This is a genomic window from Alicyclobacillus hesperidum, assembly GCF_900107035.1.
Lineage (GTDB): Bacteria > Bacillota > Bacilli > Alicyclobacillales > Alicyclobacillaceae > Alicyclobacillus > Alicyclobacillus hesperidum.
This window is the reverse complement of record NZ_FNOJ01000002.1, coordinates 193,934-207,315: the sequence shown is the minus strand read 5'-3', so window position 1 is coordinate 207,315 and position 13,382 is coordinate 193,934. Positions and strand designations below refer to the sequence as shown.

Here is a 13,382-nt window from a genome sequence, read left to right as displayed (position 1 = left end):
GTCATCGTCGACCGAGTGTTTCGTTTGATCCTGCAGGATAACAACAGTATCCTATCCTCAAAATGGGGCTGTCCGCCAATCCGTCAACCGGACAGGCGGCAGCCCCATATGTTTTTGCGCGCAATCCTCATGGCATATTCACTTGTTTAGGGGGCGTCTGAAGTCGAGGATCCGCAATCGTGATGACGAATGCGATGATGCTGACGGCAATCATCATCACGGCGATGTGGTGAAGTCCACTATCCGAGACGCTTCGATGGAACACCACGCTGATGAATGCGGATGAAGCGATCGAACCAATATATCCAAAAGTACGGAGAAGTCCCGACGCCGTACCCATATGTTCAGTTGAAACCTGCATGTATAGCGCCGTTTGGTTACCACTTGAGGCGGCACCCATCATGACGCCGAAGATACAGGTAATGAGAATGATCCAAACGACGGGTGAGCGCATCGTGAGAAAGAGTACGCCAATGGACGCGACGATGGAAGATCCCGCAGCAACCATAAGCGGCCCGCGCACTAAATTGCGCTTGGAAATAGGGCCAACCACCAAAGCCGACACGATACTCATCGGCAAGATTAACAATCCTGCTTCGAGTGCAGACGCACTGCGTACAGCACCAATCCATTCCGTGATACCGTAAAGAACCGTATACATACACAGGGTCATCGCTGCAAACCGCACATACGTACGGCTGAGCGCGAGATTCGAAGCTAGCATACGCACATCAATAAACGGGTTTTTTGCTTTTGACTCCCATAGAATTAGCAACCCGCACAGGACGATGGATGTCCCCAAGGCCACCCAATCGGCATGAGGCAATGAGAACAAAAAGAACACCAGGGATCCTATGGTAAGCGCAAAGCCGACAATGCCCGGGATGTCAATGCGCGTTACCATGGTTCGCACCGATTGAGCCCCTTTCATCGGCACATCTCTTGGTATCCAAAGCATCGTCATGACGAGCGCGATAAGCGAGAAAGGGATATTGACGAAAAAGACGGTTCGCCATCCCCATGCATCAACAAGGACACCGCCAATCGGGAGGCCCAAGGCACTTGTAATGACTCCCGCAATCTGCAGACCACCGAGTACGCTTCCAGGAGGTTTTTGCATCCCCGACCATTCGGCACGACGCCGAATTAAAAGCATAGCGGATGGATAGGCAGTGGAAGTTCCAATGCCAATCAAAATACGAGATAAAATCAACATGAGTAAGTTGTGCCCAAAGCCACCCAACAGACCTCCGAGAAAGATCAGCAGAATGCCCACGAGAAAGATCCGTCGCGGGCCAAGCTCTGCTGCCAGTTTCCCGGACGTGGGTTGAGCGATCGCGCTTGCGAGATAAAGAACCGTCACGAGTATCGTGACTTGCGCCACAGACACGTGCATGTGTGTCGCAATCGGCACGAGTGCGGTCGCAATCATGGAACTATTGATGGGGTTCAATGTAGACCCCATATATAGAGGTGCCACGAATCTCCAGGAAAAAGGGGAGTCCTTGGTCTTTGCAGTCATGGTGTCCACTGATCCCTTACGACAGTCGGCTGGCGATCTCGCGCAAAAATCGGTTGTTCCGCCGTTCCACGGCCATTGATGTCGGCACCCCGTGTCCTGGGTAAATCATCAGATCATCCCGCCAATCAAGAATACGTGCAAGTGATTGCTGCATATCTTCTGGACTTGAGCCTTCCAAGTCGGTTCGTCCAATGGTACCGGCAAACAGCGTATCTCCCGAAAAGACAATCTGCTTCCCTACCAAACAGACGCTGCCCGGTGAATGGCCTGGCGTGTGCCAGACTGTGAAGGTCTCGTCGCCCAGCGTTAGCGTGTCACCATCGTGCATGTATTGATCTGGTTTTGCCACAGGTGGTGCCGGTGTGCCAAGAAACTGTTCATGCGCCACATGTGCCTTCGCCCAGACTGGAGCATCCGCTTCATGCACCCAGGCCAAAATGCCATAGCGATCGCGCAGAAGATCGACTCCTATGATGTGATCGAAGTGCGCATGTGTATTCCAGTTGGCAACAATTTGTAGTCCTGTGCCATCAATAAACTCAAAAACTGGGTCAAGATGAAGATCTCCCGGGTCGATCACGACTGCTTGCGCCCCTTGTTCAAACGACTCAGCTATGACATAGCAACATGAGCGAAGTGGGGAAATGAAAAAACAACGAACTTCCATACACGGGTTCCTCCTATTCGTCGAATGGTTCGTCGGGCAAGGCTTGCTATGAACATCATTTGGCTCGGTTTTGGGTCACAAATGTTATGAATTTGCGTGCTGCCGGCGTGAGTAACTGGTCTTTTCGCCAAACCATACTCACGGCACGAAAGCACTCAGGTATGTCGATATGCACGATATGGACAGGGAGTTGAAGCAAATGGCGGTTGTAGGGAACGATGGCAATTCCGAGGCCTGCTGCGACCAAGCCTGCGACCGTCAAATCCTCGATGCCTTCCATGACGATTTTCGGCGTAAAGCCTGCTTCCTTGCAGTATCGCATAATCATTGCGCGAATACCACTTTCCTTGCTATACATGACAAATGGCTCGTCCTTTGCATCGATCAGCGGGACTCGCTCATAGCCCGCCCAGCCATGCCCGTTCGGCACGATAAATACCAAGTCTTCACGCAGCACTTCGATCCGCTCCAAGTGACGGAAGTCTTCCCCGGGTGAACAGAACGCGATGTCAATATCGCCTCGTTCGAGAAACTCCAGTAAGCCATGCGTGGGTGACTCGATCAATTGCACAGAGACATGAGGTTCCTCTTGGCTAAACGAGTGGATGAGCTCGGGCAAAAACCGTGTTCCCAAAGAATAGATAAGGCCAATATGGAGCACACCGTGGCTCGGGTCGACCAGTGAGCGCACAGCCTCTTTCCCCTGAGCAAGCTCCGCGAATGCCCGTTGTACGTAAGGCAAAAATGTCTGGCCATACGGAGTGAGGCGCACGCCGCGGCTTTCTCGAATGAACAAGGGAGCAGCGAGTTCCTCTTCCAGTTTTGCAATGGCCCGGCTGAGGGCTGGTTGCGAAACCGAAAGCTCTTCAGCCGCCTTACTGACGTTCCCTAATTCAGCGGCGCGCATGAAGTAACGCAACTGGAACCAATCCATAGCGCCGATCCCCTTTCTGAACAGGATGATGGTCGGGAACCTTTTCTCATCAGAATGGAATCGCTTTCAGAAACCTGTGTCAAAGCGAGGTTATCCTACCTTGTTTGACGGTGCACTTGACGGATTTCCTCGAAGCTGGCACCGTAGTAAACAGCGTTGAATTCCGTTATTTGCTAGGGACTGAGGGCTATGCGTAAAAAAGTCACGATTAAGGATGTGGCGAAGGCTGTCGGCGTCACGCCAACCACCGTATCGAACGTGTTAAATGGAACCAACCGCATCAGTGATGAGACGAGGCGGCGCGTGTTACAGGCTGTCGAAGAGTTGCAGTATACGCCCAATATGTCTGCGCGGGCTCTCGTCAAGCGGCGCACCTATACGATAGGACTCTTCATCCCAGCTTCGCCACGTGTGTTATCCGATTCGTATTTCGCCGAAGCGCTTCGAGGAATGACCGAAGTAGCCCTACAATATGGCTATGTAGTCTCCATCATTTATTCGGACGGCCTAAGTGACTCTGTGCGCCAACGGATCGACGGACTCGTGCTCACAGAGCTGAAAAACAAGGATGAATATGTACAGTATTTTAAACGAATTCGCTTGCCATTTGTCGCTTTGGGAAGAGGCGGCGATCCGACGCTGCGTGATTACGTCATTTCAGATACGAATCGTGGCATTCGAGAAGCGGTCAATCACGTCTATCGCTTGGGACATCGCCACCTGGGCTATTTGTTGGGCCCGCTTGGCTACGAATATGTTTGCGAACGTTATCGCACATTCCGTCGTATGCACGCTGAACTAGGATTGCCATTGGATAGGCGACTTTGTGCGACAGGAGAGAACAGCCGAGAAGGTGGGGCGTCCGCAATGCGGACCATTTTTGCTCGTGGTGTCCGACCGACGGCGATTTTTGCATCCACCGACATCATGGCCCTTGGTGCCATAGAGTATCTGCATGAACACGGGCTTCGCGTGCCAGACGATATGTCCGTCGTCGGGTTTGACGATGCCGACTTCTCGAAGTATGTACGGCCATCTATTACGACGGTGCACCATGATATTTATCGGGCGGGTCGGGAGGCCGCCTTCATGCTCATTGCCAAGCTAGACGGACGCGAGTATAAGCGTCCTGTCACACTTCCAGTACGTTTTGTGCCACGCGAATCAACATCCACAATATCCCTATCCAATCAATAAATGTCTTGCACTGAATGAGAGGAAGGTGTATGTTAGCTTTAACGTTTAAGCGTATATGAAAGCGCTTGCTATAAGGTTGGGAGGGATGTTGGCCCGCGTGATGAGGGGGCTCCGGGGTAAAGTTGAAAAGGTGAAGGTTTATCGGGTACCGCCGACTGCTTTATGCCAATTCAAGGGGGTTCTTATGCATGGATAAGAAAAGGTTATCGGTTTTATTGGCCAGTTCTGCCATCACAGTGGCTGGCTTTGCAATTCCAGCAGCTACGGCGACGGCTAAGACACTGCCACCTCTAGTTGTCTGCACCAGTCCGCAAGGAACTTACGCGGACAACTTCAACCCATATGCCTCGGGCAGTTTGGCCGGAACGTTGGGCAACGTATATGAGACCTTGTTCTATTTTGATGCAGTTAGTGGGCATACGTTCGACTTGCTCGGAACCAACTATCATTTTTCCGATAATAATAAGACGTTGACGGTGAATCTGCGACACAATGCAAAATGGACAGACGGGAAGGCATTCACCGCGCAAGACGTCGTATTTACGTTTAACGCCATGAAAAAGTATCCGGACGCAGATGCCAATGGTGTTTGGCAGCATCTCGCAAGCGTCAAGGCTGTCGGCAACTATCAAGTTGTGTTCACGTTTAAAACGGTAAACGTCCCATTTGCGGAGCAATATGTTTTAGGTTCCACCTATATTCTCCCAGAACACGAATGGGCTTCTCTCGGCGATCCCGCGAAGGCCAAGATCACTTGGGACAAAGCGATTGGGACAGGGCCCTTCATCGTCTCGTATTTTTCGCCGCAAGACTACAAATTCAAAGCAAATCCAAACTACTATCTTGGTGCTCCGAAAGTTCCCGAGCTTGACTATCCAGCCTTTACAAGCAACAGCAGTGCTGATTTGGCCCTGGCGCAAGGCAACGTCCAATACGGCAACCTTGATATTCCGAATGTGCAGAAGACCTATGTTGCGGCAAATCCGCACAACCACTATTACTTCCCGCCCGATAACGAAGTCGAGTTGTATCCGAATCTAACCAACCCACTTTTGGGCATCTATAACGTTCGCGAGGCCATCAGTTTGGCGATTGATCGAAGCAAGCTTTCTACGCTTGGTGAGACCGGTTACGAGGCGGTTGGCAACCCCATCAGCCTGCCATTGCCGAACTATAAGAGTTGGCTAGATCCGAGTTTGCCAAAATCCTATCTGCAGTTCCCAGCCGTTAATGATGCGAAGGCTCAACAACTGTTGCAGGCTGCTGGTTTCCGCAAAGACGCACACGGCATTTACGCGAAGAATGGCAAAGAGCTCAATTTCTCACTTGAGGTCGTATCAGGATGGAGCGATTGGGACGAAGACTGCTTGTTGATACAGCAGGATCTCGCGAAAATCGGCATCAAGATCACGATAAATCAAGTGAACTTCGGCACGTATTATTCGAATATCGCACCAACCGCGTCCGCGAATGGCGTCAAAGTCGGCAAATACGATCTCGCCATTTCTTGGACCAACTCGGGTCCGACTCCATATTTAGCTTATTATGACATGCTTGATTCAAATGGATCGTTTAACGTCGAGGGCTTTAAGGATCCTGAGGTCGACCAAGCGTTGAACGAATTCGCGTCAACCACGGACTTGGCGAAACAGAAGCAGGCTATGTACAAGATTGAGCGGATTGCCGCAGACAAGTTGCCAGTCATCCCACTGCTGACAGGAGCGTACTGGTACGAGTACAATGACACGAATTATACAGGCTGGCCGACCAAAGCAAACCTATGGATCACCCCTGGCCCTGCCAACTATCAATCTGCGGCGATCGTGATGCAACATCTCAAGCCAGTTCAATAAAGCACTTCCACGTCCGCGTATCCATCAATAAAGCCCCGCAAGCAAGCGGGGCTTTATTGATGGAGCGTCGAAATAAACGATGTGTCAACCTACGTTGATCCACACGTCTTTGACTTCCGTGTAGTTATTCAGGGCATATGATCCCATCTCACGACCGATGCCCGACTGCTTGTAGCCGCCAAATGGTGCAGCGGCATCAAATACGTTATAACAGTTGACCCACACTGTTCCTGCCTTTAGCTTGCTTGCCACGTAGTGCGCATTACGAACGTTTTCCGTCCAGAGTCCTGCAGCCAAACCGTAATCAGACTGGTTTGCGCGGCGGATTACTTCATCCAGATCCTCGAACGGCATGGCGGCCACAACGGGTCCGAAAATTTCCTCTTTAGCTATCGTCATCTCGTCGCGGACATTGGCAAAAACCGTTGGGGAGACGAAGTAGCCCTGGTCTGTCGGCCGACCGCCGCCGACGAGCAATTCTGCGCCGTCGTTGACGCCGCTTTCGATGTAGCGGAGGACTTTGCCTTGCTGCTCATCTGAGACGAGGGGACCCATTTCGGTCTCGGGTTGCATACCGCTACCTTGACGAATGGTTTTTGCCATGGAGACGAGATCGGCAACCACGTTATCGTAAGCCTTCTTCTGAATGAACAACCGAGAACCCGCACAACACACCTGCCCTTGGTTAAACATGATGCCCATCAACGCCCCGGGGACGGCACGCGATAGGTCGGCATCCGGCAGGATGATATTCGGCGATTTACCTCCCAACTCCAGGGTGACACGTTTGAGGGTTTGCGAAGCCTGGCGCATAATCAGCTTGCCAACCTCGGTCGATCCGGTGAAAGCAATTTTATCAACCTGCGGGTGATCGACGAGGGCGGCACCAGCGGTTTCACCAAAGCCGGGCACCACATTCACGACGCCGTCTGGAAATCCAGCCTCTTGGATAAGCGTCGCGAGATAGAGAGCAGAAAGAGGTGTTTGCTCTGCAGGCTTGAGAACGACAGTACAGCCCATCGCCAAAGCTGCGCCCAATTTCCATGCCGCCATGAGGAGCGGGAAGTTCCATGGGATGATTTGGCCGACGACACCGACGGGTTCGTGCCGCGTGTAGTTAAAGTAGTTTCCCGCAACAGGTATGGTCTGACCGACGACCTTGCCAGCCCAGCCGGCGTAGTATCGGAAATGTTCGATGGCAAGGGGGACATCTGCATTTGTCGTCTCACGAATTGGTTTACCATTATCAAGGGTATCCAGTTGTGCGAGTTCCAGGCGATGTTCTTCCATGAGATCGGCCAACTTGTAAATGAGTCGTCCACGTTCGGCGCCACTCATGGTTGACCATGGCCCTTCGTCGAACGCGCGTCGTGCCGCCCGTACTGCTTTGTCGACATCAGCCGCTTCGGCTTCGGCGACGACAGCGAGCACTTCTTCCGTCGCCGGATTGAACGTTTTAAAAGTCTTTCCGGATGATGAAGGGACAAACCGACCATCGATAAACAATTCCTTTGTACCTTGTAAGAAATCGATCACGTTCGGATGTAGTGAGCTGCCGACTTGGTTGACAGTCATCATGTTTCCCTCCCTCAATTTTCACGAAAGCAATAAGAAATCGCTTTCATATGAGATCCTAACGTTTACAAAAAGGAGTATCAATGAGAAGTTTTGTCGAACGATGCACCCCTAAGTCGTCGCTCTGATGCTAAATCTAAAAATACATAAAATTATAATAACCAATCATAAACGTGATTTGGATTGTAAACCCAATAAGTATCTACGTTGACAAATTGGCCCGATTTCATCATCATAAATTGCATTAGGTTGGGGGATTTGTGTTTGTAGGTTTCTTTCTTTGTTGCATCGAGAGAAGCCTAGGGCTTTTTGTGTAATCGGATTCACAAAAAGTGGATAACATGTCCGAGCGGCCTCAACCGGATCGTATTTTGTTAAGGAGGGATCGCATGGAGAAAGGCATGCGGCGAGACATTGGCCTACTGGCTTTGACGATGACAGGGCTAGGTTCTATCATCGGTTCTGGCTGGCTGTTTGGTGCCTGGAAAGCGGCTAAAGTCGCTGGCCCTGGTGCGCTTGTCGCTTGGATTTTGGGCGTGATCGTCATTTTGCTCATTGGCCTCACGTATGCAGAATTAGGCTCAATGTTTCCACAGTCTGGCGGCATGGTTCGCTACGCACATTATTCACACGGCTCGTTTGTAGGATTCCTATCGGGATGGGCCAACTGGATTGCCATTGTATCTGTGATTCCGGTGGAAGCGGAAGCGTCCATCCAATATATGAGTTCTTGGCCGTGGCATTGGGCGGCATGGACACATGGGCTGTACCACAACAAAACGTTAACGCCACCCGGACTTGTCCTGGCCGGAGTACTCGTTCTGATTTACTTTTTCTTGAATTATTGGACGGTAAAAGTATTTGCGCGTTCCAATACAACCATCACTGTTTTCAAATTCATCATCCCGGCCTTGACCGTGATTGGCTTAATGGCTGCGGGATTCCACGGGCAGAACTTCACGCAATACGGCGGCTTCACGCCCAATGGCTGGTCCAGCGTGTTGACCGCAATTGCGACATCCGGCGTCATCTTTGCCTTTAATGGCTTCCAAAGTCCTGTAAACTTGGCGGGCGAGGCGCGTAATCCGAGTCGGAACATTCCACTCGCCGTCATGGGATCCATTCTGTTAGCGGGTGTCATTTATCTCTTGTTGCAAATCGCGTTTATTGGAGCAGTACGTGGCAACATGTTGACGCACGGATGGGCCGGTTTGAATCTGAACTCGCCGTTCGCCGATCTCGCCTTATCGCTCGGCGTCAACTGGTTGGCGATTGTTCTCTTCCTAGATGCTTTCGTCTCGCCATCGGGTACGGGCATCACGTACACGGCAACCACCGCACGCATGGTGCATGGCATGCAACAAAACGGGTATTTCCCTAGTGTCTTTGGACGCATTCATCCTTTGTATGGTGTACCGCGTGCGGCCATGTGGCTGAACCTTGTGATTGCATACATCTTCATGCTGATGTTCCGAGGTTGGGGAGAGCTGTCCGGTGTCATCTCCGTTGCGACACTCATTTCCTACGTTACGGGGCCGATTTCGGTGATTGCGTTTCGGCGCATGGGCGACGCCGTCAAGCGTCCGGTCAAGGTGCGGGGGATGTCCGTGATCGCGCCGATCGCGTTCATCTTTGCGTCGCTCATTCTTTACTGGGCGCAATGGCCGCTGACCGGAGAAGTGATTGTGGTTATCGTTATTGGGTTGCCAATTTACTTCTACTATATGGCCAAAGGCGGTTGGCAGGACATTGGTCGTCAAATTCGCTCAGGTATCTGGCTTATTGTTTACCTCTTGTGGATGGCTTTGATTTCATTCCTGGGGAGTAAGCAGTTTGGAGGCAGCAACGTCATCCCCTACGGGATCGACATGGTGGTTGTTGCGATTTCGGCCTTACTGTTTTACGTCTGGGGAGTGCGAAGCGCGTTTGCGAAGCCGAATTTCCGCGATGGGGATGCGAACACGGCACAGAGCGAGTGATCTCAAGCCACTGGAACTAAGAATGAACGCCGGTGTGAGACAAGCGTTTCATACCGGCGTTTTTTATGGTTAGGGGAGTTGAATAGTCACTTGTTGGCCGTCTTGACTGAAGGTTCATGTTGCACTACTTGAAACCGACTCTTGAGACAGCGGTGAAGAGTTTTCTGTTGCAACTGCCACGGATTGATTGGCCATGGAAGTGTCAGAGGTTTGCGTGAAACCAAATGTAGGTTTGCAGTCTGCAGAAGGATCAAATGGTCAGTATCAGTCGCAGTCAAATTCGAACGACCTAGGCCAGGCGCAAACGAACTTAGGTTCTGATTCGCACTAAACACAGCCTGCCGGTGTTCTAAATGTAGATGGGCAACAAGCAACTGGTTCCACGGGACAGATTGGTGGCACCAGTTCTGATGGGCAGTACCAAATCAGTCAATCTGGCATTGGGCAAAGTCAAACATCTACGAGTGGTTCCGATACGGCACAACACCAAACCGCTGGCATTGCGAATTTGGCTGGTCAACGCGCAAACGGGGCAACCAACGTAACACAGGTACAGTCTACGGGAACCAATATTATGCAAACACAGAACGCACACCATGCTTTCATCGGCCAAGGGCAATCGGCAGCTACTGCGAACGTTTCTGGGCAGCAAGCGAACGGTTCGACGGATACGACACAGTCACAAAGCGGATCGACAACCGTAATCCAGTCACAGGATGCTTCGAATTCGTCTTCTGCCGACGGCATTGCTATCTGGAGCTAACGTTCAAGCGATCAGGGAGACAAGGTTACACCGCAGGCTTCTAGCTTGCGGTGTAGCCTTTTTACGTCCATGACGACTTTTCTTATTACCTAGCCAACGACTCCTTTCTGCGCCTATAATAAAGCCTATAATAAATAGGTAGATCTTGTACTTTGTCAGGGACGAGGAGACAATCAAATGGCAAATGATACTGTGAATGAAGTGGTCAAACCGCAATTGCATCCGGTTGTGGAAACGATGATACAGTTGGCTCCGGCGTTGGCAGAGGTTTTTCCTGACGATGTCACCATCGGCGTCTCCGATGTAACAACGCTATGGCTGTCCGTTCCAGGTAAGACATTTTCGCTTGGTTTACAGCCAGGTTATCGTTTAACGCCTGGGGATGGCATGTACGAGGTCGTAGATCAAGGCAGAGCGACTCGCACGTTTGTGCCTGAGTCGGTATTCGGAGTACCGATGATGGCCAACTCCATCCCACTCTGTGACGAGCAAGGGAATATCGTTGGTGCAATGGGCGTTGGCATCAGCATGCAGCGTTACAACCATCTATTTGAAGTCGCTTCGACGCTTTCCAGTGCTGTGGAACAAATTAGCGCGACTGTTGAAGAAGTAGCGGGTTCCATCAACGTGCTGGCTGACAACATGTCCGATATCTCCCATCAGTCGGATGAAGTCCTAAAGAGTATGAAAGATATACGGAAAATTTCCGAGCGCGTCAAGGAGATCTCGAATAATAGCCGTATTCTAGGTTTAAATGCGTCGATTGAAGCGTCGCGATCGAGCGAGGCAGGCAAGGGCTTTGCTGTCATTGCGCGTGAAGTTCGTAAGCTAGCAGACGATGCAAAGCGTCAAACCGAAATTATCAGCGGCACAGTGGATGAAGTAGAGCGTTTGTTAAAGCGTCTGGCAGAATCCATCCTTGTTGTAAATCGAGAAACGGAAAGCCAATCCGCCGCCACGGAGGAGTTGGCGTCCACCATTCAGGAAATCAGCCAGTCTGCAGTTGCCTTGGCGAAGTACGCAGAGAGCATTGTGTCTGGCGATGGGGGTCAAAACGAATCATGAACCTCGGGTAGCGCGAGCGGAACCCATTCAAGCCTCCGCGGTTCCGATCGCGCTGCACATGTTGATGATGTGGGCTCTAGTATGGACTGCATCGGCTCAAGGAAAAGATGAGCCGCTTGGAAAGGTGACCATGCGCTCGATAGACAGTGGGAACGCGTGAGCGCTATCATAGCCTCAAAGGAGATTTCAGCAGAACCGGTGTCCTTCCAATTTGATCTATGAAGACCGATGATATGTGCGAAAGAAGGTACGTCCTATGCAAGAGGAGTTGCGGATGGTCACAGAGCCCGTGGTGGTTCAAGCCATTATCAACGGAGAGCGGGTAGATACGGAGAAGCGCTATACGCGTGAAAATCCAGCCAACCCGGAAGAAATTGTCGGGTACGGTCCTGTGAATACACGCGAAGACGCTGTGCGGGCCATCGATGCGGCTGCTGCAGCATTTCCAGCTTGGGCACAAACGCCGCTGCGCGAGCGGATCGCACACATGCGCCGCGCGATTGCACGATTCCGGGAGGCGATCCCCGAGTTGGTGCCGTTGTTGTCTCGTGAACACGGGAAGCCCGTCTACGACGCGCAGGGCGAGATGTTCGTGAGCCTGGCATGGATGGATTATGCCTGTGATATTGCGGAAGAGGCTTTGGCGGAAAAGGTGGAGCAACACGAGAACGGCAAGACCATCATCACGCGTGACCCAATGGGTGTCGTTGCGGCAATCACGCCGTGGAACTATCCGCTGGCACTGTCCACCATTAAGATTGCGCCAGCCTTGATCGCAGGGAACACGATGGTGCTCAAACCGAGTCCGTTCGCTCCGCTTGCCGTCAGCAAAGCGGTCGAATGGATGGCCGGCGAGTTTCCGGCAGGGGTCTTGAATATGGTGCACGGCGACGCGGATGTTGGTGTCGAGTTAACAACTAACCCCAAGGTCGCAAAGATTGCGTTTACTGGTGGTACGAAAACGGCAACGCACATTATGAAGTCTGCGTCCGATACCATTAAAAATATGACGCTCGAGCTAGGTGGAAATGATGCCGCTTTGGTTTTGTCTGATTTTGATGTCAACGACGAGCGCGCGATGCGGCGGCTTGTTATATCGAACTTCCTGACGACCGGACAAATCTGTATGATTGCCAAGCGCGTCTATGTCCATCGTTCGATATACGACGCATTTGTCGAGAAGTATATTGAGGCTGCTAACAAGTGGATTCGCGTCGGTGATGCTTTCCATCCTGATGTCACCATTGGACCGGTCAACAATTTGCCGCAGGTACGTCATGTCGAGCGGTTGATTGAGGATGCGAGGAGCCGCGGAGCAAAGGTGATTCCACTTGGCCGTATTCTCGACGAGAATGTGTTCGCAAAAGGCTATTTTATGCAGCCAACTGTGGTGTTGGGTGCTGGATATGACGATCCGATTGTCGTTGAGGAACAGTTTGGACCTACGGTCCCGGTTTTGCCGTATGACGATGAAGAACAGGGCATTCAACTGGTGAACAACAGTATTTACGGTTTGACCAGTTCTGTATGGGGCGAAGAAGAACATGCACTCCGTGTTGCACGTCGAATCGAGGCGGGAACCACGATGATCAATACTGCGGCTGTGCAAGGGCTCGACATTCGTTACCCGTTTGGTGGCTTCAAGCAGTCCGGTATCGGCCGCGAGTATGGTGTCGAAGGTCTGCTCGGATATACAGAGCTTCACGTCATCAATGTTCCTAAAGTCGGGGAACTCCCTAACATTCCAGAATAAGTAGAGAAACAGCCGCAGATAATGCTCGCTGCGGCTGTTTCTGAATCCCCATGGAGCCTCTCACAATGTTGCGT

The 13,382-nt window shown here is 51.6% G+C and carries 11 protein-coding genes; 7 read left to right on the top strand and 4 right to left on the bottom strand.

The annotated features are described in order from the left end of the window. Nucleotides 1-127: 127 nt before the first annotated feature. Genes BLU70_RS02175 through BLU70_RS02165 form a run of 3 tightly spaced genes read right to left on the bottom strand, consistent with a single transcriptional unit; the run spans nt 128 to nt 3,123 of the window. Nucleotides 128-1,522: an MFS transporter gene (locus BLU70_RS02175; RefSeq protein ID WP_074691562.1), complete on the bottom strand. Its 1,395-nt coding sequence runs from the start codon at nt 1,520-1,522 to the stop codon at nt 128-130. 16 nt (nt 1,523-1,538) lie between these two features. After that, nucleotides 1,539-2,189: an MBL fold metallo-hydrolase gene (locus BLU70_RS02170; protein WP_052012440.1), complete on the bottom strand. Its 651-nt coding sequence runs from the start codon at nt 2,187-2,189 to the stop codon at nt 1,539-1,541. A 55-nt stretch (nt 2,190-2,244) separates the two neighbouring features. Then, nucleotides 2,245-3,123 (bottom strand): LysR substrate-binding domain-containing protein, encoded by an 879-nt coding sequence (locus tag BLU70_RS02165; protein WP_074691560.1) that lies wholly within the window; start codon nt 3,121-3,123, stop codon nt 2,245-2,247. A 189-nt stretch (nt 3,124-3,312) separates the two neighbouring features. Here BLU70_RS02165 and BLU70_RS02160 point away from each other — a divergent pair, with 189 nt between their 5' ends. Then, nucleotides 3,313-4,320, top strand: coding sequence for a LacI family DNA-binding transcriptional regulator (locus BLU70_RS02160; protein WP_074691558.1), 1,008 nt, complete (start codon nt 3,313-3,315; stop codon nt 4,318-4,320). A gap of 188 nt (nt 4,321-4,508) precedes the next feature. Beyond that, nucleotides 4,509-6,173: an ABC transporter substrate-binding protein gene (locus BLU70_RS02155; RefSeq protein WP_074691556.1), complete on the top strand. Its 1,665-nt coding sequence runs from the start codon at nt 4,509-4,511 to the stop codon at nt 6,171-6,173. Between the two features lie 84 nt (nt 6,174-6,257). Here the strand turns inward: BLU70_RS02155 and BLU70_RS02150 are convergent, their stop codons facing one another. Further along, a complete protein-coding gene (locus BLU70_RS02150; RefSeq protein WP_074691553.1) occupies nt 6,258-7,748 on the bottom strand; it encodes an aldehyde dehydrogenase family protein in 1,491 nt (496 codons plus the stop codon). 389 nt (nt 7,749-8,137) lie between these two features. Here BLU70_RS02150 and BLU70_RS02145 point away from each other — a divergent pair, with 389 nt between their 5' ends. The 5 genes from BLU70_RS02145 to BLU70_RS02130 all read left to right on the top strand — a co-directional run bounded on the left by BLU70_RS02145 (nt 8,138) and on the right by BLU70_RS02130 (nt 13,308). Further along, nucleotides 8,138-9,727, top strand: coding sequence for an APC family permease (locus BLU70_RS02145; protein WP_040290908.1), 1,590 nt, complete (start codon nt 8,138-8,140; stop codon nt 9,725-9,727). A gap of 359 nt (nt 9,728-10,086) precedes the next feature. Further along, entirely contained in the window at nt 10,087-10,272 is a 186-nt protein-coding gene (locus tag BLU70_RS14320) for a hypothetical protein (protein WP_143027460.1), read from the top strand. 29 nt (nt 10,273-10,301) lie between these two features. After that, a complete protein-coding gene (locus tag BLU70_RS02140; protein WP_006448270.1) occupies nt 10,302-10,490 on the top strand; it encodes a hypothetical protein in 189 nt (62 codons plus the stop codon). Nucleotides 10,491-10,667: 177 nt separating this feature from the next. Further along, entirely contained in the window at nt 10,668-11,555 is an 888-nt protein-coding gene (locus BLU70_RS02135) for a methyl-accepting chemotaxis protein (protein ID WP_006448271.1), read from the top strand. A 256-nt stretch (nt 11,556-11,811) separates the two neighbouring features. Continuing rightward, complete coding sequence (locus BLU70_RS02130) at nt 11,812-13,308, top strand: aldehyde dehydrogenase family protein (RefSeq protein WP_244885080.1); 1,497 nt, start codon at nt 11,812-11,814, stop codon at nt 13,306-13,308. The last annotated feature ends 74 nt before the right edge of the window (nt 13,309-13,382 follow it).

What these genes read in the sequence shown, in the direction of transcription:
- BLU70_RS02175 (WP_074691562.1), bottom strand. Translation starts at nt 1,522, where the DNA reads ATGACTGCAAAGACCAAGGACTCCCCTTTTTCCTGGAGATTCGTGGCA.
- BLU70_RS02170 (WP_052012440.1), bottom strand. Translation starts at nt 2,189, where the DNA reads ATGGAAGTTCGTTGTTTTTTCATTTCCCCACTTCGCTCATGTTGCTAT.
- BLU70_RS02165 (WP_074691560.1), bottom strand. Translation starts at nt 3,123, where the DNA reads ATGGATTGGTTCCAGTTGCGTTACTTCATGCGCGCCGCTGAATTAGGG.
- BLU70_RS02160 (WP_074691558.1), top strand. Translation starts at nt 3,313, where the DNA reads ATGCGTAAAAAAGTCACGATTAAGGATGTGGCGAAGGCTGTCGGCGTC.
- BLU70_RS02155 (WP_074691556.1), top strand. Translation starts at nt 4,509, where the DNA reads ATGGATAAGAAAAGGTTATCGGTTTTATTGGCCAGTTCTGCCATCACA.
- BLU70_RS02150 (WP_074691553.1), bottom strand. Translation starts at nt 7,748, where the DNA reads ATGACTGTCAACCAAGTCGGCAGCTCACTACATCCGAACGTGATCGAT.
- BLU70_RS02145 (WP_040290908.1), top strand. Translation starts at nt 8,138, where the DNA reads ATGGAGAAAGGCATGCGGCGAGACATTGGCCTACTGGCTTTGACGATG.
- BLU70_RS14320 (WP_143027460.1), top strand. Translation starts at nt 10,087, where the DNA reads ATGGGCAACAAGCAACTGGTTCCACGGGACAGATTGGTGGCACCAGTT.
- BLU70_RS02140 (WP_006448270.1), top strand. Translation starts at nt 10,302, where the DNA reads ATGCAAACACAGAACGCACACCATGCTTTCATCGGCCAAGGGCAATCG.
- BLU70_RS02135 (WP_006448271.1), top strand. Translation starts at nt 10,668, where the DNA reads ATGGCAAATGATACTGTGAATGAAGTGGTCAAACCGCAATTGCATCCG.
- BLU70_RS02130 (WP_244885080.1), top strand. Translation starts at nt 11,812, where the DNA reads ATGCAAGAGGAGTTGCGGATGGTCACAGAGCCCGTGGTGGTTCAAGCC.